The organism is Echinicola rosea (genome assembly GCF_005281475.1).
Classification (GTDB): Bacteria; Bacteroidota; Bacteroidia; order Cytophagales; family Cyclobacteriaceae; genus Echinicola; species Echinicola rosea.
In genome coordinates this window covers 4494045-4517103 of sequence record NZ_CP040106.1, presented here as the reverse complement: position 1 = coordinate 4517103, position 23059 = coordinate 4494045, and the positions used below count along the sequence as shown (strand labels likewise).

At 43.3% G+C, this 23059-nt stretch carries 27 protein-coding genes and 1 riboswitch; of the genes, 1 reads left to right on the top strand and 26 read right to left on the bottom strand.

What is annotated here, in order from left to right:
• Window positions 1-495: 495 nt before the first annotated feature.
• The 21 genes from FDP09_RS17735 to FDP09_RS17630 all read right to left on the bottom strand — a co-directional run bounded on the left by FDP09_RS17735 (window position 496) and on the right by FDP09_RS17630 (window position 15692).
• Window positions 496-1122: a hypothetical protein gene (locus tag FDP09_RS17735; RefSeq protein WP_137403936.1), complete on the bottom strand. Its 627-nt coding sequence runs from the start codon at window positions 1120-1122 to the stop codon at window positions 496-498.
• Window positions 1123-1742: 620 nt separating this feature from the next.
• Complete coding sequence (locus FDP09_RS17730) at window positions 1743-2666, bottom strand: mechanosensitive ion channel family protein (protein ID WP_244940515.1); 924 nt, start codon at window positions 2664-2666, stop codon at window positions 1743-1745.
• A 361-nt stretch (window positions 2667-3027) separates the two neighbouring features.
• Complete coding sequence (locus FDP09_RS17725) at window positions 3028-3609, bottom strand: sugar O-acetyltransferase (protein ID WP_137403934.1); 582 nt, start codon at window positions 3607-3609, stop codon at window positions 3028-3030.
• 453 nt (window positions 3610-4062) lie between these two features.
• Window positions 4063-4428 (bottom strand): DUF2200 domain-containing protein, encoded by a 366-nt coding sequence (locus FDP09_RS17720; protein WP_137403933.1) that lies wholly within the window; start codon window positions 4426-4428, stop codon window positions 4063-4065.
• A 275-nt stretch (window positions 4429-4703) separates the two neighbouring features.
• Window positions 4704-4925, bottom strand: a complete 222-nt coding sequence (locus FDP09_RS17715) for a hypothetical protein (protein WP_137403932.1) — start codon at window positions 4923-4925, stop codon at window positions 4704-4706.
• 36 nt (window positions 4926-4961) lie between these two features.
• Entirely contained in the window at window positions 4962-5435 is a 474-nt protein-coding gene (locus FDP09_RS17710; RefSeq protein WP_137403931.1) for a hypothetical protein, read from the bottom strand.
• A gap of 51 nt (window positions 5436-5486) precedes the next feature.
• Window positions 5487-6065, bottom strand: a complete 579-nt coding sequence (locus FDP09_RS17705) for a hypothetical protein (RefSeq protein ID WP_137403930.1) — start codon at window positions 6063-6065, stop codon at window positions 5487-5489.
• A gap of 140 nt (window positions 6066-6205) precedes the next feature.
• Window positions 6206-6622 (bottom strand): DoxX family protein, encoded by a 417-nt coding sequence (locus FDP09_RS17700; RefSeq protein ID WP_137403929.1) that lies wholly within the window; start codon window positions 6620-6622, stop codon window positions 6206-6208.
• Between the two features lie 105 nt (window positions 6623-6727).
• A complete protein-coding gene (locus FDP09_RS17695; RefSeq protein WP_137403928.1) occupies window positions 6728-7117 on the bottom strand; it encodes a hypothetical protein in 390 nt (129 codons plus the stop codon).
• Between the two features lie 177 nt (window positions 7118-7294).
• Window positions 7295-7885 (bottom strand): GDP-mannose pyrophosphatase NudK, encoded by a 591-nt coding sequence (gene nudK, locus FDP09_RS17690; protein WP_137403927.1) that lies wholly within the window; start codon window positions 7883-7885, stop codon window positions 7295-7297.
• Window positions 7886-7889: 4 nt separating this feature from the next.
• Window positions 7890-8282 carry a glycosyl-4,4'-diaponeurosporenoate acyltransferase CrtO family protein gene (locus FDP09_RS17685; protein ID WP_262710669.1) on the bottom strand — a complete coding sequence of 131 codons (393 nt, stop codon included), beginning with the start codon at window positions 8280-8282 and terminating at the stop codon, window positions 7890-7892.
• 361 nt (window positions 8283-8643) lie between these two features.
• A complete protein-coding gene (locus tag FDP09_RS17680) occupies window positions 8644-9153 on the bottom strand; it encodes a hypothetical protein (protein WP_137403925.1) in 510 nt (169 codons plus the stop codon).
• Window positions 9154-9715: 562 nt separating this feature from the next.
• A complete protein-coding gene (locus FDP09_RS17670) occupies window positions 9716-10042 on the bottom strand; it encodes a HigA family addiction module antitoxin (protein ID WP_137403924.1) in 327 nt (108 codons plus the stop codon).
• Between the two features lie 17 nt (window positions 10043-10059).
• Entirely contained in the window at window positions 10060-10341 is a 282-nt protein-coding gene (locus tag FDP09_RS17665) for a type II toxin-antitoxin system RelE/ParE family toxin (RefSeq protein ID WP_137403923.1), read from the bottom strand.
• Between the two features lie 213 nt (window positions 10342-10554).
• Window positions 10555-11211 carry a 3-oxoacid CoA-transferase subunit B gene (locus FDP09_RS17660; RefSeq protein WP_137403922.1) on the bottom strand — a complete coding sequence of 219 codons (657 nt, stop codon included), beginning with the start codon at window positions 11209-11211 and terminating at the stop codon, window positions 10555-10557.
• A 147-nt stretch (window positions 11212-11358) separates the two neighbouring features.
• Window positions 11359-12051 (bottom strand): CoA transferase subunit A, encoded by a 693-nt coding sequence (locus tag FDP09_RS17655; RefSeq protein ID WP_137403921.1) that lies wholly within the window; start codon window positions 12049-12051, stop codon window positions 11359-11361.
• A gap of 139 nt (window positions 12052-12190) precedes the next feature.
• A complete protein-coding gene (locus FDP09_RS17650) occupies window positions 12191-13120 on the bottom strand; it encodes a bifunctional riboflavin kinase/FAD synthetase (protein WP_137403920.1) in 930 nt (309 codons plus the stop codon).
• Entirely contained in the window at window positions 13117-13791 is a 675-nt protein-coding gene (gene truB / locus FDP09_RS17645; RefSeq protein WP_137403919.1) for a tRNA pseudouridine(55) synthase TruB, read from the bottom strand. The genes FDP09_RS17650 and truB overlap by 4 nt, the downstream gene beginning before the upstream one ends.
• Window position 13792: 1 nt before the next feature.
• Window positions 13793-14590 carry an undecaprenyl-diphosphate phosphatase gene (locus tag FDP09_RS17640; protein ID WP_137403918.1) on the bottom strand — a complete coding sequence of 266 codons (798 nt, stop codon included), beginning with the start codon at window positions 14588-14590 and terminating at the stop codon, window positions 13793-13795.
• The gene (locus tag FDP09_RS17635; protein ID WP_137403917.1) at window positions 14591-14800 is read right to left on the bottom strand and encodes a DUF3098 domain-containing protein; all 210 of its coding nucleotides are present in this window, start codon (window positions 14798-14800) and stop codon (window positions 14591-14593) included.
• 1 nt (window position 14801) lies between these two features.
• The gene (locus FDP09_RS17630) at window positions 14802-15692 is read right to left on the bottom strand and encodes a cell division protein FtsX (protein WP_137403916.1); all 891 of its coding nucleotides are present in this window, start codon (window positions 15690-15692) and stop codon (window positions 14802-14804) included.
• Window positions 15693-15954: 262 nt separating this feature from the next.
• On the opposite strand from FDP09_RS17630, the gene FDP09_RS17625 reads away from it, so the two are divergent.
• Window positions 15955-17376, top strand: a complete 1422-nt coding sequence (locus tag FDP09_RS17625; protein ID WP_137403915.1) for an alanine/glycine:cation symporter family protein — start codon at window positions 15955-15957, stop codon at window positions 17374-17376.
• A 914-nt stretch (window positions 17377-18290) separates the two neighbouring features.
• Here FDP09_RS17625 and FDP09_RS17620 read toward each other — a convergent pair.
• From FDP09_RS17620 to FDP09_RS17600, 5 genes are all read right to left on the bottom strand, one after another.
• Window positions 18291-18680, bottom strand: a complete 390-nt coding sequence (locus tag FDP09_RS17620) for a VOC family protein (protein ID WP_137403914.1) — start codon at window positions 18678-18680, stop codon at window positions 18291-18293.
• A 74-nt stretch (window positions 18681-18754) separates the two neighbouring features.
• Window positions 18755-19981 carry a homoserine dehydrogenase gene (locus FDP09_RS17615; protein ID WP_137403913.1) on the bottom strand — a complete coding sequence of 409 codons (1227 nt, stop codon included), beginning with the start codon at window positions 19979-19981 and terminating at the stop codon, window positions 18755-18757.
• Complete coding sequence (metX, locus tag FDP09_RS17610) at window positions 19974-21029, bottom strand: homoserine O-acetyltransferase MetX (protein WP_137403912.1); 1056 nt, start codon at window positions 21027-21029, stop codon at window positions 19974-19976. The genes FDP09_RS17615 and metX overlap by 8 nt, the downstream gene beginning before the upstream one ends.
• A 224-nt stretch (window positions 21030-21253) precedes the next feature.
• Window positions 21254-21363, bottom strand: a riboswitch (SAM riboswitch).
• Window positions 21364-21691: 328 nt separating this feature from the next.
• On the bottom strand, window positions 21692-22717 hold the full coding sequence (locus FDP09_RS17605) for a hypothetical protein (protein WP_137403911.1): 1026 nt from the start codon (window positions 22715-22717) through the stop codon (window positions 21692-21694).
• A 213-nt stretch (window positions 22718-22930) separates the two neighbouring features.
• Window positions 22931-23047, bottom strand: coding sequence for a 30S ribosomal protein THX (locus tag FDP09_RS17600; protein WP_137403910.1), 117 nt, complete (start codon window positions 23045-23047; stop codon window positions 22931-22933).
• Window positions 23048-23059: the final 12 nt, after the last annotated feature.

Below are 23059 nucleotides of genomic sequence, written 5' to 3'. Positions count from 1 at the left end.
GGGACATGCAGTAGTCTATCTTGCTGAATGTCGGGATAGGCTATAAGAATGATCAGTTGATTTGGATCGTACAAGCCGTCGCGCCTGTCTGCTCATGTATAGTGGTTGCCTAGGTTGAGGTTAAACACTGAATAGGTGTTAGCAACTGAGCATTCTGCCTCATCCGCATTAGGGGGAAGGCCAAATAGAAGGGGTAGGTAAAAACCTGCACCAAAAATGATTACAGACAAACGGGTAAGTTCCGTAGGAACGGCAGGTATAAATGCAAGTTGCGATTATTGGTCCAATATGGACCGCTATATTTCTTGCTAAAGCTGGATCAAGTATTGAAAGTTGATTTTCGGTCTTTTTCATTTAGTTTTCTGATCACGTTGGCCGGATTGCCCATGGTCATTGTACTTCATCTTCCCTTTGGGGCCAAAGGAAATAGTTTTGGGTGAAGGATAAAAGAGAATTGCCATTACCTAAAAAGTGTACTTAAAATAAACGTCTTTACTAAAATGGACTCCAAGGGCTTGGGTGGTCTTCGTAGGGGTTTTGGAAAGTAATCCACGGAGTGGGGGGATGATATTTTCCATTTAGGTCCATTTGGGACACTTTTAATTTATATTTGCCATTGCTGTTAAAAACGAAAGGCCCTGCACACATACCGTGACCAATGTACAATTTACCTTCATAGGCTGTTATGATGTAAATGCTTTCCTCATGGGTACTGAGATCGACTAAAGTTACTTTATACCATTTTTCTATAGTATGTGGATTTTCTATTTCAAATATCGCATAAGCTTCAGGACCACAACCATAGTAATTGACTTCAGATGTTATATAATTGATTTTTAGCGGTCGGGTCATATAATCGCTGTTAATGGTCGGCTGAGTTGTCCATTGTATTTTTTCTCTTGATTCTGTGTCACTGTCCCAGCCATACATTTCCCTTGTTTCCATTTCCGTTTGATTTTCATACTTGATAGAATAGGTGGTATTTGGCAATAGACATTGAGAAGGTTTAAAGACTGCTTGGGTCAGTTGCAATTGACCAACTAATATTTCTTGCAATTCCATTTTAATCAACTGTCCATCTTTGCTTTCCAAATAAACCTTCCTGTCATAAAAGCTATTCACGGTCTTTTGGCTATAACCATACCCTTCAATCATAAACATGGCGTCTATATTGATCGACCGCTGTTGGGGATAAAAATTCATGCCGCTATAGCCACATTCTGCATATCCAACATTTACATAAGCTAGAATTAGGAGTAGATATACTAGGTATTTAAGGTAGGGTATCATATAATTATTTAGGTTCTATATGATTTACTATGGGTAACTATTACTTTGCATGTCAAATTCTAGCTTGCCTTTCATCTTGTTGCCTTGTTACTTTTTTCCTTCAGGTGAAAAACGTAACCAAAAAAACCCGCTGCGGTGAGCTATATGACTAAAATCAAAGCCAGCACTCACGCAGGCAAACACCTCTATTTGTGCAGCATACCAATTTTTTGTACTGATTCACGTCAAACAAGCCTGCGCTTTTTCCAGCCCACTTCTTTGATTTCTTAACGTCAAATACCTCAAGGCAGAATAGAAAATTGCCCACTGAAAAGGAACATGAATCAACATTAATTTAACCGGAATAATATCTTTACCCACTATAATCCATATAGAGCCATTATTTAATAACAACTATTAATTTAGTTTAAAAATATAAGAAATCAAAATGATAGGCTACCTTTGGGTGGGAACTAAGAAGCGGGCTCTCGGTTTTTAAATAGAATTTTCGTGTGGGGATAGGGGATTTCTATTCCTTCTTTTTCGAATCTTTTTTTGATGCATTCGAATAGATCACACTTCATTACAAAAGCAGTGGGGTAGTCTTTTGTCCATGTCCATGCCCGAAGGGTCACTGCTGATTCAGCCAAGCTGATTACCCGTACTACTACCTTGGGCACTTGTTTTTCTTTTTCCCTGAACGTGCGGCAATCCTCAGAACTCGGGTGGTTTTCACATTCTTCTTGCATGATTTTTTTTGCCAGGTCAATATCACTGTCGTATGAGATACCGATCTCAATCCATTGGCAGATTTTCTTATCAATAAGGTTGTAATTGGTGACTTTTTCCTGATTGATGATGGCGTTAGGAATGATGATCATTTTGTTTTTGAAATCCCTGATCACGGTATGTCTAAGCGTAATGTCCACTACTGTACCCACCAATTGGTCTGTGATTTTGATTACATTGCCCACCCTGAAAGGTTTGAAAATAATGATGAACACACCACCGATGAGGTTTGCGAGTGCTTCTTTGGAGGCGATACCTGTGATTACGGTAATGACCCCCGCACCACTCAGCGCTGTGGTGGCAACTCCTCTTAGGGATGGAAAAGCCAAAATCGCAAAAAGCGTTCCGATAAAGTAAATCCCAAAGAGTGTCAAGTACCTTAGGAATTTATGGCTGGTGGGATCCCCTTCATCCATTTCCGTACGTTTCCTGATGGCCCTACTGAAGAAGGTTTGGACCAGGGCCGCCAAGACCACGGTGGTCGTCAATACCACTCCAAGATAGAAGATCAACCAAAAATTTTCCTCTACCACATCATAAAGATTCTTTTCAATATAAGCAAGGCTCAAAATCAATCCACCTAACAGGAGCCAGAGGGAATTTAACATACGCTTCACCAATAAGATGGTGTCAGGAGACTCCTTTGGATATTTGTTTTTAGCCTTACGGTATAGCCAATTGTGAATATAATTGGTTAAAAATACCATGATAGCCACCAAACCAACCACAATTAAAGAATAGTAGATGACTGATTGGTGTTGACGTATAAAATCCATTGTACGGTAAAATACTAAAAACCACCGATTTGTTTGAAAAATTGTAAAGAAATTTCATCAATTCTGAAGTGGCTGAAATGGAGTGTTTCTGGTAACCTATTTGTGGTAGATTAGGAATCCAAGTGCATTCAGAGAGATTAAAGGCGGTGGTGATCAGGATGATGGTGAGTGGATATGAAATACTAGGAAGAGATTAGGTGTTAAGAGTTTCCGACCGATCCTTATTGTTCAGTTTTTTAATGACTTTTGCCGGGTTACCCACAGCCAAAGTATCTGCTGGAATATCCTTGGTGACCACTGCCCCTGCACCAATGACCGCTCGGTCACCGATGGTCACACCTGGACATATGGTGACATGTCCCCCGATCCAGCATTCCTCGCCGATCGTCACTGGACGGCAGTCTTCCCACTCTCTTCTTTCGGCCACATTTAGGGGATGTCTGGCGGTATAGATATGGACACCTGGTGCTAGGAGGGTCTTTCTGCCAATGGTCACTTTAGCCCCGTCCAAAATGACGGCGTCAAAGTTGATAAATACACCGTCACCGGCATGGATGTTTTGACCATAATCGCAGTGGAATGGAGGCTCTAGGTGAAGGTTTTTGGCAGAATTGGGGCATAATTCATTGATGGTGTCCTGAAACTTGTCGGTATAGTATTCTGTGACATTGAGCTTGTGCAGGATGCGTTTGACATTTTTTCTGATAGCGATCATTTGCTCACAATGCGCATCATAAGGCTCTCCGGCCATCATTTTTTCCATTTCTGTTTTCATAGTATCCATAGGTGTAAGGTGGAATAGCTTAGTGTCAAAATTAGCGAATATAAAATAGGTTCTATATTTTTCCTTGGGCAGTTATTTTTCTAGCTAAATTCCCAGGTGGTTTTCATCCCTTTACCTTTGTCACTTTTTTGCTTCAGGTCATAAAAGTAAGCCAAAAACCCCGCCGCTACGCCACGGCGCACAGGTGTGCAGCTATTGGCCTAAAATTTAAACCTTCTTTAGCTGCCAACATCCTTTTTGGGCAGCCTTTCGTCAAACAAGCCTGCCTTATTGTCCGCCCACTTTTTAATTTCATAACGCCCAATACTTGCAAGGCGGATCCAATTAATAAGTTTCTTTTGGATAAATTAATATCATTATTCCATGTAGTGGCATATTTCTTAATAAACGGCATTGAACACGAAATCAATGCCGTTTAGTTAGTGCGTAGCTGGAAATATGGCTTTAAGACTGGCGGAGTATTTTTTCCAATTTTTTACCTTTGGCCAGCTCATCCACTAGTTTGTCCAAGTACCTTACTTGCTGGGTTAGCGGGTTTTCGATTTCTTCTACACGGTACCCACAGATGACCCCTTTGATCAAAGGGGCATTGGGATGGAGAGTGGCCTGATCAAAGAACTCCTTAAAGGTTACCTTTTCTTCGATTAGTCGCTGAATATCCTCGTTTTGGAAGCCGGTAAGCCAAGTGATGACTTGGTGGAGTTCTTCTTGGGTCCTGCCTTTTTTCTCGACTTTGGTGATATAATGTGGATACACCGAAGCAAAAGTCATGTTGGCCATGCGCTCGTCATGTTTATCTGTGGTTTTCATGATATGTTCCTGATTACGTGTATAGAATTACTGAATCATTTCTGTTGCTTCATAAGGGGCTCAATCGTTTGAGAGGGTAGTTGCTCCGTAGGTAGGTAGCGTTTTATGGCCTTTTGAATTCCTAGTTAGAATTAATCCTTTTGCCTTTTGATTTTCTCAAGTTTGGCATTTTTATTTTGGGATTCATTTTGACCTTCTTTTATCATTATCTTGTGAGGGGTTGCTTCGATCTGGAATTCAAAAGGACAGTAATAGTTCTATTTTATCAAAACCCATCAAAAGGGCTTAAATGTATAATTCACTGCAAATGCAATCGTCACGCCTCCGTATCCTATTCTAAAACGTCCCATAGCATTTGAATATATATAAAATCCCCAAAATAACAATTCTGGGCCGACAATCAGTCGAATGGAAGTAATTGCCAGACATGGATCGAAGTTATATTTCATTAGATAAATTCTAGCCTTCTCTCTTCTTTCAACCTTTACTGAGTCCATATTTTACTATGAAGGTGTATTATTAAGAGGGTACAGTCAAAATGACATTGCAAGGCCTATACCATTCTTATTTGTGAGGAATTTAAATTCAGGTTTAAAATACCCACTTGAGTAGAGGTTGGAATTATAGATCTCTATGGCTTGGTTGGTTTTTTTATTGGCACTGGAGGAAATCGGAATGGCCACTGCGATTAAGCCTGCGCCAATTCCTGCCAAAGCCCAATTGGGCTCTTCGCCTCCAATAGCGGTTCCGATGGGCCAACCAATTAAGGCACCACCTGCAAATCCAAAAATAGAAGCAATAGTGGTATTGGCCCTTGCCTTTTTGATCAGATCAAAAGCCTCTGGATTGGACTCCATGGCTATTGTCATGTGCTTTAAACTGATGGGTTGCCCGTTCAGTGTGTATTGGTATCCGCCAAATACTTTCTGCGATTCGATTCGTTGGGCGCTGCACAGTGCCGACACCGCTAACGTAATGATTAGTGTCAAAATAGTCTTTTTCATCATCTAGAGGAGTGTTGTAGTAAATGTAGTAATGAAAGATATATAAACAGTTCTTTAATTTTCTTCTATGGTCATCCCATTCCAAAATAGGGTTTTGATGGTGCGGTCAGCGATTTGGTTGAACCTTGGTTCTCCATCGCCTAAAATCACCTCGTCCTGGTATTCGTGGAGTTCGATTAGGTTTGGTTTTTCTTCAGGAAAAATATAGGCTAAATAGGTCAAGCTAGCTTCATAATCAGGAGGTGTCAGCACAGGAAGGGCCACCCATTTGCCATCATGGGTGAGTAGCCAGTAGTGCACGTCTATATCACAGTAACAGGGACAATGGGAGATGCTTAGGCGAATGACTTTCCGAACATGTTTGAGGTGTGGTACAGCCATTTCCTCTACTTTGCTGTCGTCATAATAGGATTCAATGAACACTGAAAATTCCTTCAGGACATTTCCCTTCTTATCCGTCAGGTAGATATTGGTACGGTCATTAGGAGAGGAGTACAGGGCGTCAATGCTCCTCAATGAATCCGGAACAGTGGTCATAAGAAATTCTTCTGAAGGATGAAATTCCTGCCCGAAACCCTTAACGCTTACTATTGCTAGCAGCAACGTAATGAAAAATGCATTTACTTTTATCATGGAATAGATGAATTGGTCATAGCCTAGCGTCCATTGTTTTCGATAATTTTAGCTGATCCACTGCAAGCATCTCCTTCTTCCATTCCACTTATCCATACTTTAAGTGTTTTATTGTGTTATAAAGCGGGTTACCGCAAGGTTTAAGAGCTGGCAATCAATGTGTCCAGCTCCAGGTGTTTTTCCTTCATTAGACTCAGGGCAAAAGCGCCGGCAGAAGCACTGAAAACTGAAAAATCCAGGGCCCCTTTAATCCCGGAGGACAACGTCATGGAAAAGGCAAACAATAGCAGTAGTCCCCCACTTAATTTGGCAAACAGTTCGGTTTTGAACCCGACAATCAAGCACACTGCAAAAATGATTTCTGCTGCTGTTGCCACAGCTCCGATAGTAGGAATGAAGGTTTCTGGTAACCAGGGATTTATCAGTTGGGTGTAATGGAGGAAACTGCTCCAGTCTCCCCAAACGGAAACTTCTTTGCTCCATATCCCAAACCTGTCGGCTACTGCAGATAGAAACCCCGCTGAGATAGCGAGCCGGAGGAAGAGTTTGATAGCCATATAGTTTATTTTTTTAAGTGATGAGTTTTTATGCGTGGTGGTTTTCAGTAGCCACAGAAGGTTATATCTTATTGATGCCAATATGGTTCTATTGGCAATGCTATTTTACGATTCTATTTCCACATTCAACTTACTGAAAACATCCTTTAATTTTACGAGAGACTGATATTCAATTAAATCCATGTCGATTTTCATGTTGGCTCCTTTGGATCTTAAAATGAAATATCCATTGGCCTTGGTGATTTTCGTTATGTCATTTAGAAATATTTTCTTTGGGGGCAGTGTATTTTTTATAATCGTCCCACCGGAAATCGTTAGATATTGTTTGTTTTGTTCGAAAAGGAACAGTGCCATATATCCCAGTCCAGCCATCAAGTAGCCATATATAAACACGTTGGCAGCTTGATAGATCACTGCGATGATGCCCAGTATGGACCAAATCACACCAAAAATCAGGTGCTGTCGGAGCCGCCCTTTACGATAGCTGATCTTCATTAATAGATTATTTGGTAGCGGAATGGAATCTTGGTTATTCACCAGTTTCATTGATGGGATACCGGTGTGCCTGATTAAGTGTCCGCCTTTCAAGTCCTTGAAATATAGGGTATTTGATCAAATTTTAACAAAATCACTGGACGATTTTTTGAAAGTTTAGGATGGTGTTAGTGTTTGTTACTTACTTTTAGTGCATAAATCATGGATCTTGGCATATTGTAGCAGCATGATGGTTTTGGCATCTTTTATTTTTCCTGTAAAAATCATCTCATATGCTTCCCCAAACTTCATTTCCAATACTTCAATATCCTCATGCTCCTCATCCAGGCCACCGCCTTCACTGACTTTCATTCCTTCTTGGTATTCGGCAATAAAGAAATGCAATATTTCTGTAACCGCACCAGGGGACATGTAGGATTCAAAAATCTTTTCTACCTTGGAAATTCGGAAGCCCGTTTCTTCTTCAGCTTCCTTTTTGGCACAATCCTCCGGATTGTCTTCATCCAATAATCCGGCACATGATTCGATGAGCATGCCCGTCGAGTTGCCGTTTAAGAAGGTAGGTAACCTAAATTGCTCGGTGAGGATGATGGTTCCTTTTTCCTTATGGTACAATAGTATGGTGGCGCCATTTCCACGGTCATAGACTTCTCGGGATTGGGTTTCCAGAGCGCCATTTCGTTTTTGATATTCAAACGTCACTTTATTCAATGAGTACCAATTGTCCGAGAGGGTTTCAGTTTTGAGTATGTTGATTCTAGTGTCCATTTTTTTACTCATTTACGATTAATTTATCCAAGCGCCTTTTGTTCTCTTGCTGTAATAATGCTGGGTATAGGTTCATGATGATGTTTACTAACATGATGGTCGCTCCACAAACAGGGTTAACGGATATACTTTTTAAAACCGCAATAACGGCTACAAAAATAAAACCAATGAGATGGCTGATTTCAGCAATTGTCATTTCCCTCCGAATGTCCGCTAAGGATGTGTTTTTGTTCTGAATTTTGATCTTTTGATTGAAGAACTTAAAAAAGGTATTTTTTACCACCCATTTAAAATAAAAGAGTCCAATGTACTTATTCACGGTTTTGCTTTCAATAAAATTCAGGTGAGAAAGTCGGTTGTAAAATTCAGTTTTCACAAGAATACTATTGAATACCATTCCGAATATCCAGGAAGTGAATGAGTATGCTATTCCGAATGCGAAGTATTCAATGGTCATATTTTTTAGTTATTGGGAGTGGTTTTGGCAATAGGTAGTGGCGTGCCTCATATGGTGGATATGGCTCAAAAAATTGACCGTTCCAACGGGTAAGGCGCAACCTATAATCCAGTGAACCGCTGTACCTACCTTGTCGTGAGGCAGGTACGAGACCCGCTTGGTTTATCCTGAGCGACGGTACTTCGACAAGCTCAGCAGAGCTGTGTGAAGTGCACCGTGAGCTTATGGCGCACGGCCGTCTACACGACTATGCACCTCCCTCAAGTTTAGGTCAGTCTTAAGCCTCTTAGTATTTTCATTCTTATTCTGGGATACCGAGATCTAAATCAGCATTGAATTTAGCAGCTAAACGCTTTGCATGTTTGACTGCCTTATTCATAGTAGAGTACTCAAATGAAAGAATAGGTTTAGAAGAATTTGAATATACAAGTGTTTTGAATTTTGTCACTTTCCCCGATAGAGTTGGGCTTATCCCATTTGGAGTATTACTGCTTATGTAGCTATTTGAAATTACTTTGACTTTTATTATTTCTGGAAGAGTAGTCCATTCTCCAAATTTATATCCTACTACCGATTGATATTCTTTAAATCTATTTTGGGTAAAATCAATCAGTGTCCCACTAAAAGAAGTTATGATTAAAAGACCTACAATTATAGCCCCCGTTCCTACAGCAAAGACCCTTTCCATTGAACTTCCAATTTCTAAGAAAGTCGGACTTACTAAAGCAAAAAAACCTGCAATTATTAGGAGTGGTCCAAGTAGGTGTGGCCCTGATATCAGATTTCGATTTCTAAAGTTAAAACTACTCATAGGTGGTTCAGCTCATCTTGGTGCATAACGGTTCTAGCTAAGAAACGTGGGGATTTCGAAGTACATTTCTGTCCGCCTGTGACGAACTAAACTACGAAGTTTTATGCTTGATTTCAGTACGATTCTCCCCATGTTTTCTTAGGTTTTGTGTGTGCCTTGAATGGTGAATATAGGTCAAAAAGTTGACCGTTCCAACGGGTGAAAGTCCCTTAAGCGCGGGGGTAACGTCCCGAAGCCAAGCAAGTGGCAAGGTGGTTTGGAGTGATCCATGCACTGAAGTAAGCCAGACTGCGGTGTCTGTACTGAAGAACATGAACCACATACAGAGGCTATGAGGTCGGATGGATACGGAAGACCATGCCTATGAATGGAGCCGTACCAGCAAAGGGGGGTAGGCAGTGGCTCAAAGCCCAATCCTGATCACGACTATCACTTTGTCACGCCTGAGAAGAAAGGGATACGAATCCATGCTTTCCTACTACCTCAAATCGCAACCTATAATCCAGTGAACCGCCGTATACGAGACCCGTACGTACGGTGGTGTGTGAGGCGCACCGTGGGCTTATAGCTTACGGCCGACTACACGATTAGGCTGCGTTATTTTTTCTAACGGTTTTATGTTATTGAATTCCTTTTCTTTCAAAGATTTTTCTTCTTCTAAATCATAATCATCTTGTAAACCCAACCAGAATTTAGCAGTTGTTCCAAAATATTTTGAAAGTCGGAGGGCTGTATCAGCAGTTATTCTTCTTTTCTTTTTAATGATTTCACTTATTCTTGTTTGCGGAATAAATGTTTCTTTGGAAAGTCTGTATGCAGTAATTTCCATTGGATCTAAAAACTCTTCTTTTAAGATTTCTCCTGGATGTATGTTTTCAAGTTTTTTCATTTCTCTATTTTTTTAGTTTAATGGTAGTCAACAATTTGAACTTCAAAAGCATTGTCATTTTCCCATTTGAACATTATTCTCCATTGTTTATTAATTCTAATGCTATGAAAACCTTCTAAATTTCCACTACACTTTTCCAAATGATTAGCTGGAGGAATTCTTAAGTCATTTATATTTTGAGCATTATTTACCATTCTTAATTTTCTTCTAGCTACGTTTTGAATATTAGCAGGAAGCTTTCTTGATTGGGTTCCATTCCAAATTTTGTCAGCTTCTTTGTCTGCAAAAGATTTTATCACTAATAATTCTGTTTCACGTTACTAACGTTAAAGATAAGTAAAAAATTAAAAGTTCCAAGCACGATAAAATTATGCTGCCTAACGGTCGTGTGTCGAGTAGGCAAGGGGAATTTCACCCCGAGCCTCTCACAGAACCGTACGTGATAGTCTCCCATCATACGGCTCTTCTTATTATAGCCATACCTATGCCTGAGTGGCTTCTGCTTGATAGGGCTAAAATACCATCTCCGGCACTTCCTTGCCCACGACCAGTCTGCCCTCTGTTTTGGCTTTGATTTCTTCCACGCTGACGCCCGGTGCCCGTTCGAGGAGCTTAAAACCGCCTTCTGGCAGCACTTTGAGAAAAGCCAGGTCGGTGACGATTTTGCGAACACATTGGATGCCGGTGATCGGGAGGGTACAGGACTTAAGCAGTTTTGACTTGCCATCCCTGCTGCAGTGCTGCATGGCGACGATGATGTTTTCCGCAGAGGCCACCAAGTCCATGGCGCCTCCCATGCCTTTGACCATTTTGCCGGGGATTTTCCAGTTGGCGATATCACCGTTTTCTGCCACTTCCATGGCACCGAGGATCGTCAGGTCCACATGGCCGCCCCGGATCATGGCAAAGGAGTCGGAGGAATCAAAAAGTGCAGATCCCTTTACCATGCTGATCGTCTGCTTGCCGGCATTGATCAGGTCGGCATCTACTTGCTCCTCGGTAGGGAAGGGGCCTATCCCCAATAGCCCGTTCTCCGACTGAAGGACTACTTCCAATCCCTCGGGGATATAGTTGGCTACGAGGGTGGGAATGCCTATGCCCAGGTTAATGTACTGGCCGTTTTTGATTTCTTTGGCGATTCGTTGGGCAATTTGTTCTTTGTTGAGCATGGCTGTTGTGTTTGGGTAAAAGAAGGTTAAATCACCTAAATTAAGGGTCGATGGGTGCAGGGCTTTTCAGCGTTATGGCTTCGGACGTGTGGACTTCGTGGGGGCCTCCCGTGACCTGGACTCATCTTCCTGTGAGGATTCTTCGTGCTATTTCACCGTTCGTTTTTCAATTCGTTTTTCGTAATGGTTTCCCTGAAAGATGCGCTGTACAAAAATACCAGGGGTATGGACTTGGTTGGGATCCAGTTCTCCTGCAGGTACCAGTTCTTCCACTTCGGCAATGGTAATATTGCCTGCCATGGCCATCATGGGGTTGAAATTTCTGGCCGTACCCTTGAAAATAAGGTTTCCGGCTGTATCTCCTTTCCAGGCTTTGACCAACGCGAAATCAGCCCTCAGCCAACGCTCGAGAATGTACAGTTTTCCGTCAAACTCCCGCATTTCCTTGCCTTCTGCGACTTCCGTTCCTACCCCAGCAGGGGTGAAAAAAGCCGGGATGCCAGCGCCTCCTGCACGGGTACGTTCCGCTAGGGAGCCTTGGGGGATGAGCTCTACCTCCAGTTCACCGTTAAGCAGTTGCCGTTCGAATTCCGCATTTTCACCGACATAGCTGCTAATCATCTTCTTGACCATTCGCTTTTTCAGCATGAGGCCAATACCAAAATCATCCACGCCGGCATTATTGGAAATACAGGTGAGGCCAGTAATGGTTTTTTTAAGGAGGGCATCAATGCAATTTTCAGGAATGCCACACAGACCAAATCCCCCCAGCATCAGCACGGAGTTACTGGTAATGTCTTCGACGGCCTCATCGGCACCGCTTATGGTCTTGTTGATCATATCTTTAGGGTTTACGGAACATTATGTCAATACAGTAGAGTAGCTAAAAAGCAGTAGGTGGTGTTGGGTTAAAATCAGGGGACAAATCCCCTAATCCTTCCATCGATCATCTATTCCTTTTCTTTTGACACTCCAGCTTCTATAGACCAAGGATTTGCCTTGCTTTTTTCTTGTCTCTTTCCAGTTGGCCTTTTAGCTCTTCTAAATTTGCAAATTTTCTTTCCGGCCTCAAAAATTCCGTGAAATAAACAGTGATTTGTTTATCGTATAAGTTATCACTATAATCAAAAAGATGGGCTTCCACGGTTTTTTCTATGCCATCCACTGTGGGACGGTTGCCGATATTGAGCATTCCATAATACATTTCTTGTCCCACACCTACCCGCACAGCATAGGCACCATCGCCAGGGATAAGTTTGTAGTTGTTAGGCACATGGATATTCGCCGTGGGGAAGTCTATGGAGCGACCGATTTGCTGGCCTTTGATCACGATGCCGTTGAGTTCATATTCCCGGCCCAGAAATTCATTGGCTTCCGTTACGTTGCCTTCGAGCAGGGCAGCCCTTATTTTGGTACTGGAGATCCCGACATGGTCGATGTCTTCTCTGGAGATTTCCTCGATATCAAAGCCATAGCGCACTTTGTTTTCCATCAAATGCTCAAAACTGCCTTCCCGGTTCTTGCCAAACCGGTGATCATACCCGATGACAAGCTTTTCGGTTTGGATTTTTTCGATCAGCACTTTCTGGATAAATTCCTCACTGGTCATTTGGGAAAAATCCTTGGTAAAGGGAATGGTAATCAAATGGTCAATGCCAAACATCTCCAATAGCCGAGCTTTTTCTTCAAAAGTCGTCAGCAGCCGCAAGTTGTGATCCTCGGGATACAGCACTAGCCGGGGATGCGGCCAAAAAGTAATCAAGACGGTTTCCCCACGCATTTTTTCGGCCATGTTGTCTATGCGGTCAAGGATTTTTTGATGTCCCAGGTGGACACCGTCAAAGGTACCGCTGGTGACAACGGCATGTTTGACGGGTTTAAAATGGTCCAGGCCTTCGTAAATCTTCATGAGTTGGCTTCTCCTTTGATTTTTTCTACTATGGCACTGACGTCAGCAGCATCAGAAAGGTGGAAGTCACCAATCCGTGTGCGCGTGAGGGCAGACATATAAGCACCTACTTGAAGTGCTTCGCCCAAGTCCCTGGCGAGGCTCCTGATATACGTACCCTTGGAACAGACAATACGAAAATCTATTTCAGGAAGTTCACATTTTGTGATCTCAAATGTCGATATGGTCACTGGCCTGGGGTCCAGCTTTACATCAATGCCCTTCCTGGCAGCTTCATAGACCCTTTTGCCATCTTTCTTGATCGCAGAATGGGCAGGAGGGACCTGCATGATGTCACCGGTGAGGGTTTTGCAAGCCTCTTGGATGGCGGCAAAGGAAAGGTGCGAGGGATCGGCCACGTTTTCTACCTCCTGCTCCAGGTCGTAAGAAGCGGTGGTTTTGCCAAGGACAAAAGTCCCCGTATATTCCTTCTCCTGTCCCATAAAATCATTGATGCTTTTGGTCTTCTTGCCGGCACAAACGATCAATAATCCTGTTGCCAGTGGATCCAAAGTACCCGCATGGCCTACTTTTTTGATTTTGAGGGTATTCCTGATCTTTTTGACCACATCAAAAGAGGTCCAGCGGTAAGGTTTGTTGACCAGGAATATTTCTCCGTAAGGTGTTTCCATTTTATAGTGTTAATCCGCCAATGACGGCGATCAAACCGACAATGGCACAATAGACAGCAAAATAAATAAGTTTGCCTCTCTTTACAATATTGATCATCCAGATACAAGCTGCCAGACCAGCGATAAAAGCAGCGATAAATCCCGCAGAAAGAACGGTCATGGAGATGCCTTCCGCTAGGCTGGGATCTTCCAAATATTTGATCAGTTTGATTCCAGAGGCTCCCAGGATCGGCAGTAGGACCATCAAGAACGAAAACCGCGTGGCCCGTTCTTTTTCCACGCCGATCAGCAGCGCCGTGGCAATGGTCGATCCGGACCTGCTGATGCCCGGCATGATGGCGATGGTCTGGGCAATGCCGATGACCAGTGCTTTGGGGAAGGTGACATTTCCTTCCCGCTTGGCGGCAAAGTGTGAAAAAGCCAAAAGAGCAGCGGTGACCAGTAGCATGGCGCCCACAAATACTATTTTTCCCCCAAAAAGCATTTCGATTTGCTCTTCAAACAATACCCCAACAATGCCTATGGGGATCATGGACAATAAAATCTTGGCAGTAAATTGCGTGCCATCGTTCCATTGGAATTTGAAGACATCCTTGATGATATTGGCAAGGTCCTTTCGGAAAACCACGATGGTACTTAGGGCAGTAGCTGCATGGACGACCACGGTAAACAGCAGGTTGTCTGCTGCTTGGACATTCAATAAGAAAGAGCCCAGCTCAATGTGTCCACTGCTGGAAACAGGCAAAAATTCAGTTAATCCCTGAATGATGCCCAGGATAATCGCTTCGATGATGGTCATTTATTCTTCGGATTTGGATTTTGAAAAAATGGCATAAAATTCAAAAAGGAAACCAAAAAGAGTGACCAAAGGCCCCAATGTAAGTCCCATAAAACCGAATCCGTGTGGCTCGCTGTCCAGACCGATAATGATAAATCCTATCACGATGATGGCAATGCCAATAAGCATCAAAAGGTAATTTCGCTTGGAAAAAGGTAAGTTGTTGTTCATCTTAATAAAGTTCGTCCAATGACATTCGTAAATACTTGTTTACTGCCCTGAGGGTGCTGAAGAGGGAAAGGATGGCTCCCAAGAGTACCAATCCACCAAAAAGCATCAGTTGCATACGGTTATTTTGGAGCAAAGCAAATCCATCTATGTTCGCTTTGGTATATTCAATCAGGCCATAGAGCATGGCCGAGGAAATGATGCCCGCAAGTGCTCCAAATACGAAGGAGCGGTTGAGGAAGGGCTTGCGGATAAATCCCCTCGTGGCGCCTACAAGCTGCATACTCCTGATCAGAAAGCGCTGGCTGAAAAGTGCCAGCCTAATGGTATTATTGATCAATATAATTACCGTAACGACCAAAATCAAGATAAAAGCCCCAAGGACAATGCTCACTTTCATAAGGTTCTTGTTGATGGATTCTACCAGATCGTTCATGTAGGTTACTTCAAAGACTCCGTCCATTTTTTGGATATCGGCTACGATTTTTTCCATCTTTTCTGATGTTTGGTATTCCTCGTTGATGGATAGGACATAGCTGTCACGGAGCGGATTATCATCCAGAAATTTGCTGAAATCTTCCCCGGTATCTTCTAGAAATGTAGCTGCTGCTTCGTCGGCGGTGATGTAGGATAGCTGGGCACCATCATCTTTTTGTAGAATATAAGGTTGGTTTTCCAAAAGTTTACCAAGCTTGGCTTGGTCTGCTTCGGAGATGTTTTTGTGTAAAAATACCTGAACTTCGATATTTTCACGAATGATGGACGTGAGTGTCTTTGCCTGGATGACGATGACACCAAAAAGTCCAACGATGAAAAGTGAGAGTGTGGTGCTGAAGAGCACACTCATAAATTTAAAACTGCCTAACCTTTTCTTTTTCCTTGAAGATTTGCCCATGCTGCTGTGAATTCCTCCAAAATTAATCAGGTATCTGTATTAAACCAATGATATTGGATTAAAATGAAACCTTCGAAAACATGCCAGTATAACGAAATGATACCGGCAAAATTTTACGTGATTTTTACCACTTGTACAAATTAAAGGATTGTATGGAATATTGTTTTGATAAAATTGATAATTTTTTCTTTTCTTTGGCAACTTGATTTATCTGAACCCATTTATAAAAGCTTAATCGGAAAGTGAAGCGTAGTGCACCGTTATGAAAGAGATCGTAGAAGTCATCAATAATATCGTTTGGAGTTATGCCCTGATTGGGCTGTGCCTGGCAGCAGGGGTATATTTCTCTGTTAGAACCCGTTTTTTGCAGGTAACTTACCTGAAGGAAATGTTTAAACTTCTCTTCCGGGGAGAATCATCCGAAAAGGGAGTGTCTTCCTTTCAGGCCTTTGCCATTGCTATCTCAGGAAGGGTGGGTACCGGAAACATTGCCGGTGTGGCCATGGCCATAGCAATGGGAGGGCCTGGTGCCATCTTCTGGATGTGGATCATTGCATTTTTGGGTGGGGCTTCGGCTTTTGTAGAATCCACCTTGGGCCAGGTCTTCAAGGAAGTGAATGATGGCCAATACCGTGGTGGTCCCGCATATTATATTGAAAAAGGACTGGGCGTGAGGTGGTATGCGATGCTTTTTGCATTTGCGACCATCATCAGTATGACCTTGCTTATGCCGGGTGTGCAGAGCAATAGTATCGCCCTAAGTGTACAGAATGCCTTTGGCGTACCGGTGGAATATACTGGAATGGGCATTACATTCTTTCTGGGATTGATCATTATCGGTGGGGTAAAGCGGATTTCAAAAGTGGCTGAGGTAGTCGTGCCTTTTATGGCTGCCGCCTATATCCTCATGGCCATTGTGATCATTGGCACCAATATCACCGAGGTGCCAGCAGTGTTGACCTTGATCGTTAAGTCGGCATTTAACCTTGAGGCGGCTTTCAGTGGGGTTTTTGGAATGGCCATCGCTTGGGGAGTGAAGCGGGGCATTTATTCCAATGAAGCCGGGCAAGGTACCGCTCCCCATGCCGCTGCGGCTGCAGAGGTAAGCCATCCCGCCAAGCAAGGCTTAGTGCAGGCATTTTCGGTTTATGTGGATACCTTGTTCGTCTGTACGGCCACAGCGCTCATGATCCTTTTTACAGGCCAATACAATGTCATCAATCCAGACGGTGGATTCATCAAGGAAAACTTACCGGGCGTGGAAGTAGGTCCTGAATTTACCCAATATGCGGTGGCCACACATTTCCCGGATTTGGGCAGCGGCTTTGTAGCCATTTCACTCTTGTTTTTTGCTTTTACGACCATTATGGCCTATTACTATATCGCTGAAACCAACTTAAGTTACCTTAACCGCTTTAAGGACCGGACGTGGAGCCTTTGGGCTTTGAGGTTGATGATATTGGGAGCGACTTTTTATGGTACGATCAAGACGGCAAAGGTGGCCTGGATGCTTGGTGACATAGGTGTTGGGTTGATGGCTTGGCTAAACGTGATCGCCATTTTATTGCTTAGAAAACCGGCCATGAAAACTTTTGACGATTATAGAAATCAGCTTAAAGCTGGCAAAGACCCGATTTTCAAAGCGAAGGAAGCAGGAGTGGAAAACGCTGATTTTTGGAAGTAATGGTCCCTTAAGACGCGCTGAGTTAGCATCGATATGATCCAGCCATTTGCGAAAAAGGTTCCCCGCTTTCATTCAGGTCTCGATTGGTGTTTAATGAGGTGGGTGAAGCGGTCATCGCTAACGAAATGGTAATAAAGTGAAGCGATCTGTTCATTTAAAGAATAGATCACTTCGTCAACTTTGGGTCAAGCAATATTTCTAGGGGGACGAATGTTGACATGGTCTTAAGAAAGAAAATTTCATATCATTAAAGCGACGGGATTCCTCCACAGGGAAATCGCTTTTGCCCCATGAAGTTATTTAATTCTGGCAAAAAGCGTCAGACCGAGCGGAGTCGAGGTCCAACGTCTAGCCCTCGACTCCGCTCAGGCTGACATCTCTTTACTAATAACCTGAGCTCGACTTAATTTTAGTATAAAAAGCGTCATAGCGAACCCTTTTAAGGAGGATGTGGGTCGGAAAAGGGTGTGGCAACTCGCCGCGGCGAGCTGCCACGGCTTCCACCCCTCAAATCTCCCTCTAAGCCTCGCAGTGACGATTTTATAATCGAACTGAGATTAATAGTTTAAAAGCGATTTCCCTAGCCTCCTCCATCCGCTTGATTGGGTTTTAGCGGGAATTCATGGGGAATAGGGAGGGAAATGCAGTTAAAACCGAAAACGTTGGATGGGCAATTTACCACGGGCTTCACCAATGGCTATGAACGTGTCGATCCTCTGGGGCTAGCTTTCGAGTGCCATCTTTCAATGCTGGCCCAATATGCACTTGGTGCTTTTGGGACCTTTGTGGCATTTTTTAACGGTGGTTTTGCCATTAAGAAAACTGGCAGCCACCAACTTTTCCGCTTGGTCCTCAATTTTCTAAGTACTTATGGCCTTAAGGAAACTATTCCCACTTGGACATTAAAAAACCAGCTACTCCCAAATTCCCTTTGGCACGATTTCCAGCACATGGCCAAAGGGGTCTTCGAAGTAAGCGCTCTCAAGGCCCTCTTTCCATTCTTGCTCGTGTGTGATGACAATGCCCTTTTTGATCAGTTCAGCTTTATGCTTCGGGTAGGCACTGGCTGCTACCTCAAAGGCAATGTGCTGTTTGCCACTGGCAAAATGGGGAGGAAGTACCTTCTCGTTTTTGGTGGCCGTTGGAATAAAGCAAAGCAGTACGGAAGTGCCACACCTAAAAAAAATATGCCGGCCTTCCTCCTTGGAAATTACCGGCATACCGAGTTTGTCATGATAGAATTCCTGCGCCTGATCCAAGTCAGGGATATAGAGACAAGTTTCTTTGATCTGCGTATAATCCATGTCTTCAAGTTAGTGAAAACAATTAAAAATACACGTATCGCGATCTATTAAGCGATCCGGAATTTATGTTGGGACTACTTTAGGCTTACGGTTTCCTGTCTTTGGATCTGGGCAAGTGCATCTTCTTTGCTGAGGACATTGTTGAGTGCTATGACGGAGACCTTATTGGCTTCTATGGCCGGGATCTGATTGATCAGCTCAGCCGTAGAAATAGCACTGACGGCCCAATATTTACCGTTGGCTTGATGGATTGGGGCGCTGGCGACAAGCGGTTTCAGGGCTTCTAGGCTGTCTGCACTGATCATTGCGTCCAAGGAGGTGGGGTGTGGACTTTGGGGATTGATTTTCTGGCCATTAAGCTTATCATAGCTGTAGGCATAGCCCTTTTCCACCTTGGTCAAATCCGCATAAACGGAAGCACCAGTCGGTAAGCTCCCAGCACCTTTTCCTTGGAAGAATTGTTCACCTAGGTTTTGGGAAGTTATTTTTGCCGCATTGTATTCGTTTTCTACCAGGAAAAGCGGATCACTTTCGCCTACCAAAGCGGGGAGAATATACATGTTTAGGCCTTGCGGGGTTTGTTTTGCGGTGGCGATCAGCTTGATCTTTAACCCTAGGGATTTGGCCAGTGCCACATCTGCTGCATGGACATGTTGCACGCCAAGGGTCAGGATTTCTCCCTCGGGGATGTACTTTCCAAAGGCATGAAGGCTAAGAATGGTAAGTTTACTGCTGACATCGCTGCCATTGATGTCCAAAGTGGGATCCGCTTCCGCAAATCCATTTTCTTGGGCCAGTTTTACGGCTTCCTGTAAGCTAAGGTCATCTTGAAATAAACGGGAAAGAATGTAATTGGAAGAACCATTGAGGATGCCTTGAAGCTGGCTGATGTGATCGCCCCTAAAATGACAGTCCAAGCAGGTAATGATCGGGATACCTGCTGCAGCGGAGGCTTCATAAAGTAGGCTTCCACCATAAATTTTTTCCAGTTCCAGTAGCTCAGGCAAGTGGGCTGAAAGCATTTTTTTGTTTGCGGAAATGATTTTTTTTCCTGATTTTAAAAGGCTGCTGACATAATCATAGGCCTGCACAGGATCTGAGATCAGCTCTATTCCAATGTCACAAGGGGCATCCAAAATGTCTTTTGGGTCAAAAGAAAACTGCAGTGAATGATCTCGTTCTTTATTTTTATTTTGTACGACAATTGTTTTAGGTAAAAGCGCGAGGCGGTCGTTTTTAGCGATTTCATAATATCCTTGGCCGACCACTCCAAAGCCAAACAAACCAATGTGGTTAGTCATTGTTTTCCAAGTAAAAAGAAGTTAGAATATAATTTAATTGTTCGTTTTCTACCAAAAACGCATCATGTCCATAGATGGAAGAAATCTCACGATACGTGCCATTGGGGACATTTTTGCTGATAAACTGCGACTCTTCTTTGGTGAAGAGCAAGTCTGTGTTGATCCCGATGGAGAGGACTTTTGCCTTGATCTGTGACAGGGCCTTTGCGGTACCTCCTCTGCCTCTGCCCAGGTCATGGCTATCCATGGCTTTGGTAAGCACCCAGTAGGAGAGGGCATTAAAGCGGTTGGAGAGTTTTTGGCCTTGGTAGCGCAGGTAGGAGCTTACGCGGAAATGGTCCGTTTTTTCTTCCGTTTCGGCTTGGCTGGCATGGAAAATATCTTGGTGCCGGTAGCTGAGCATGCCTATGGCACGGGCTGCTTCGAGGCCTTTTTTGCCTGCATCTGGAGAGTTTTGTCCCCAAGTGCTGTCGGATTCGATGGCCATCCTTTGGGCTTCATTGAAGCCGATCGTCCAAGGGGAGGTCTTTGAGTTGGAGGCTACTATTACGGTCTTCTTTACCTGTTCTTGCAAGTTGTATGACCATTCCAACGCTACCTGGCCTCCGAGTGATCCACCGATGATGGTGTCGATCTGCTGAATTCCCAAATGCTGACGAAGACGGTCAAAAGCCTTGGCCATGTCGCGTGTGGACAGGTTTGGGAAGTCATAATAGTATGGTTTTCCTGTTTTGGGGTTTTCGCTAAGGGGCTGTGTGGATCCATAACATGATCCAAGCAGGTTGGCACAGACGATGAAGTACTTGGTAGGATCAAAAAACTTGTCTTCACCCACCAGACCACTCCACCATTCGTGGACATTGGCATCCCCGGTCAGTGCATGCAATACCCAGATGACATTGTCTTTTTTTGGTGTCAAATGCCCTTGAGTAGTATAGCTGATCTCAAATCCTGGTAGTGATTCACCTGATTCGAGATTTAATTCCTCTTCACAGTGGAATGTTTCCTGTGTCATATCGGTAATCAGATACGGTGATGTTAGATTCATTTTCTTACTCTTAATTTAGCGTTGACTTCAGTCAACTGGGATCATCAAATAATGGATATAAAAGAATCGGGTTGTCCGGTATGGACCAAAGTAGGGGGCTTAGTTGCACATGCACATTCGACGATGCATGAAACTGTCCCTTTCGGTAAAAAGAAATGCTATGATGATTTGTGTGTGAAGTTGTATTGCTGTGTGTATCCTTTTTATAAAATTCATTGTTTAAGAATTTATATTTCCAAATGCGGATATTCACATTCGGCAGGAATTGGCACCTTGGATTTTCCAGGTTGCCAGAGGGTCTGCGAGCCTGTCTCTTACCTCTTCTGTATAAATCCTTGTACTTTTAAAAAGTAAAGGATAGCACAAAGTAACAATCCAATTTTTAAACTTGCAAGTATTCGAAAAAGAGTTTTTTAAAAATAATTCCCTTTTAAAAACCCTATAAAATCGATAGAGAATTAGGGTTTTGATGCGTTTGAGTGAAGCGACGTCCTCAAAAGCGTTATGGAATTGGTTTACTGTTCGAAAGGTATCGAAAGCAGAAGGGATAAAAGGGAAAAGGTGCCTGAATAAATCAGCGCACCTTTGGGAGTAGAAGAGTGTGTAGCTCCCTTTATAATCATGGATGGAGTAGGTTTGACTAAACCGAGATCAATGCTTGCCTAGTCCTCATAGTAATAGACGGCAGAAGCACCTGCAACGTCCCAGTTATAAGCCGGAGAAGGATTGCCATTTGAGGAGAAGTAGTCGTAAACCAGTACTTTTCCGCCTCCATTGGCCCTTTCAGCCACGAAAATCATTTTACTATCTTCACTGTAGGCGACATCCACGGGATTGCCCAGCATGGTGTTGCTGCCTTCGATCCTGGCTTGGTCATTCATAGAAATGGTGCCACCGTCAGAGGTGCTGCTAAGTGTGCTGGTAAAATCTGTGATGATGACCAAACCGCCATCACTGTCTGAAGATGCTTCACCTATGTCAGTAAGGACCATCAGGTCATCTTCCATCGAATAGGTCAGTCCATGGGTCCTCCCGAGCCCTTCGATGGTGACACGTTTATCCGGCGTGATCATGCCGTCAGTATTGGCCATGAAGTTGTTGAAGACGGCGAGGTCAGCCGTTTTGTCCACGATAGCATAGAGGGTATTGCCTTCTATGTGGATACCCCACAAGGCAAAATCTACCTGGTAGGTGTTTTGAAGAGAAAATCCATTGGCATTTTTTTGGTAAACATAAAGGCTGCTCTGATTGCCGTTGGCCTCTACAGGTGATTCCGCCACGATGACCATATCATTCATGACAGCAATTTCACGCCCACTCACAAAGCCGCCTGTCCCGCTTAGTTCCAGTGAGGCGGACAGTCCATCGTCCATCTTAGCGGCCATGATATCAGAATAGACGTTTAGCGAATTGTCGCTACGCACCAATTGGATGATTTGATCTTCTTCCTCATCATAATAAATCCCATCGGCATCTGCACCGGCAGAAGCGACAGTGCTGCTGCCTATGCCATCCATTGAGGCGAAATCTAAAATGGTGATCATTCCACTGGTATTGCTGGATACGAATAGGGATGCCACTTCATTTTCCGGCATGTCCATTTCCTCATCGTTGTCACAGGAATAGAAGCCTAATGTAGGTAGGGCGATGAGTGTTGTTCTTAAAATTGTTTTTGCTATTGTTTTCATAAGATAGTGAGTTGTGATTTATACAAACTATCTACGATGCTTCTGGATGGATTGGATCGTTTGAATATTACGAATGGTATATTAAATAGTGTAATATGTGTATAATACGGGGAAATATATAAACGAAAAATAAAGAGAAAGCCCAAAAAAGAGAAAAGGCCCGAGTATTTCTCGAGCCTTGGTTTTGAAGTGCTTGTGTCTTATACCGATCCTTTAGGCTTGTGATTGCTCTTTTTTGGTCGCTATATTTTGGTTTTTGCGCGGTCTGCTTTTACCAAACGTCCCTTGGTGGATTTTACCTCTTTTGGATTTCATATCTCCTTTGCCCATAGTTTTTATGAT

Excerpts from the sequence above, each read along its gene's own strand:
- FDP09_RS17685 (WP_262710669.1), bottom strand. The coding sequence starts at position 8,282 with ATGGTATTCAATAGTATTCTTGTGAAAACTGAATTTTACAACCGACTT.
- FDP09_RS17625 (WP_137403915.1), top strand. The coding sequence starts at position 15,955 with ATGAAAGAGATCGTAGAAGTCATCAATAATATCGTTTGGAGTTATGCC.
- FDP09_RS17600 (WP_137403910.1), bottom strand. The coding sequence starts at position 23,047 with ATGGGCAAAGGAGATATGAAATCCAAAAGAGGTAAAATCCACCAAGGG.
- truB (WP_137403919.1), bottom strand. The coding sequence starts at position 13,791 with ATGGAAACACCTTACGGAGAAATATTCCTGGTCAACAAACCTTACCGC.
- FDP09_RS17655 (WP_137403921.1), bottom strand. The coding sequence starts at position 12,051 with ATGATCAACAAGACCATAAGCGGTGCCGATGAGGCCGTCGAAGACATT.
- FDP09_RS17650 (WP_137403920.1), bottom strand. The coding sequence starts at position 13,120 with ATGAAGATTTACGAAGGCCTGGACCATTTTAAACCCGTCAAACATGCC.
- FDP09_RS17670 (WP_137403924.1), bottom strand. The coding sequence starts at position 10,042 with ATGAAAAAACTTGAAAACATACATCCAGGAGAAATCTTAAAAGAAGAG.
- FDP09_RS17710 (WP_137403931.1), bottom strand. The coding sequence starts at position 5,435 with ATGATGAAAAAGACTATTTTGACACTAATCATTACGTTAGCGGTGTCG.
- metX (WP_137403912.1), bottom strand. The coding sequence starts at position 21,029 with ATGAATCTAACATCACCGTATCTGATTACCGATATGACACAGGAAACA.
- FDP09_RS17620 (WP_137403914.1), bottom strand. The coding sequence starts at position 18,680 with ATGGATTATACGCAGATCAAAGAAACTTGTCTCTATATCCCTGACTTG.
- FDP09_RS17615 (WP_137403913.1), bottom strand. The coding sequence starts at position 19,981 with ATGACTAACCACATTGGTTTGTTTGGCTTTGGAGTGGTCGGCCAAGGA.
- FDP09_RS17715 (WP_137403932.1), bottom strand. The coding sequence starts at position 4,925 with ATGGACTCAGTAAAGGTTGAAAGAAGAGAGAAGGCTAGAATTTATCTA.
- FDP09_RS17730 (WP_244940515.1), bottom strand. The coding sequence starts at position 2,666 with ATGTTAAATTCCCTCTGGCTCCTGTTAGGTGGATTGATTTTGAGCCTT.
- FDP09_RS17700 (WP_137403929.1), bottom strand. The coding sequence starts at position 6,622 with ATGGCTATCAAACTCTTCCTCCGGCTCGCTATCTCAGCGGGGTTTCTA.
- FDP09_RS17660 (WP_137403922.1), bottom strand. The coding sequence starts at position 11,211 with ATGCTCAACAAAGAACAAATTGCCCAACGAATCGCCAAAGAAATCAAA.
- FDP09_RS17720 (WP_137403933.1), bottom strand. The coding sequence starts at position 4,428 with ATGAAAACCACAGATAAACATGACGAGCGCATGGCCAACATGACTTTT.
- nudK (WP_137403927.1), bottom strand. The coding sequence starts at position 7,885 with ATGGACACTAGAATCAACATACTCAAAACTGAAACCCTCTCGGACAAT.
- FDP09_RS17635 (WP_137403917.1), bottom strand. The coding sequence starts at position 14,800 with ATGAACAACAACTTACCTTTTTCCAAGCGAAATTACCTTTTGATGCTT.
- FDP09_RS17680 (WP_137403925.1), bottom strand. The coding sequence starts at position 9,153 with ATGAGTAGTTTTAACTTTAGAAATCGAAATCTGATATCAGGGCCACAC.
- FDP09_RS17695 (WP_137403928.1), bottom strand. The coding sequence starts at position 7,117 with ATGAAGATCAGCTATCGTAAAGGGCGGCTCCGACAGCACCTGATTTTT.
- FDP09_RS17630 (WP_137403916.1), bottom strand. The coding sequence starts at position 15,692 with ATGGGCAAATCTTCAAGGAAAAAGAAAAGGTTAGGCAGTTTTAAATTT.
- FDP09_RS17605 (WP_137403911.1), bottom strand. The coding sequence starts at position 22,717 with ATGAAAACAATAGCAAAAACAATTTTAAGAACAACACTCATCGCCCTA.
- FDP09_RS17725 (WP_137403934.1), bottom strand. The coding sequence starts at position 3,609 with ATGAAAACAGAAATGGAAAAAATGATGGCCGGAGAGCCTTATGATGCG.
- FDP09_RS17705 (WP_137403930.1), bottom strand. The coding sequence starts at position 6,065 with ATGATAAAAGTAAATGCATTTTTCATTACGTTGCTGCTAGCAATAGTA.
- FDP09_RS17640 (WP_137403918.1), bottom strand. The coding sequence starts at position 14,590 with ATGACCATCATCGAAGCGATTATCCTGGGCATCATTCAGGGATTAACT.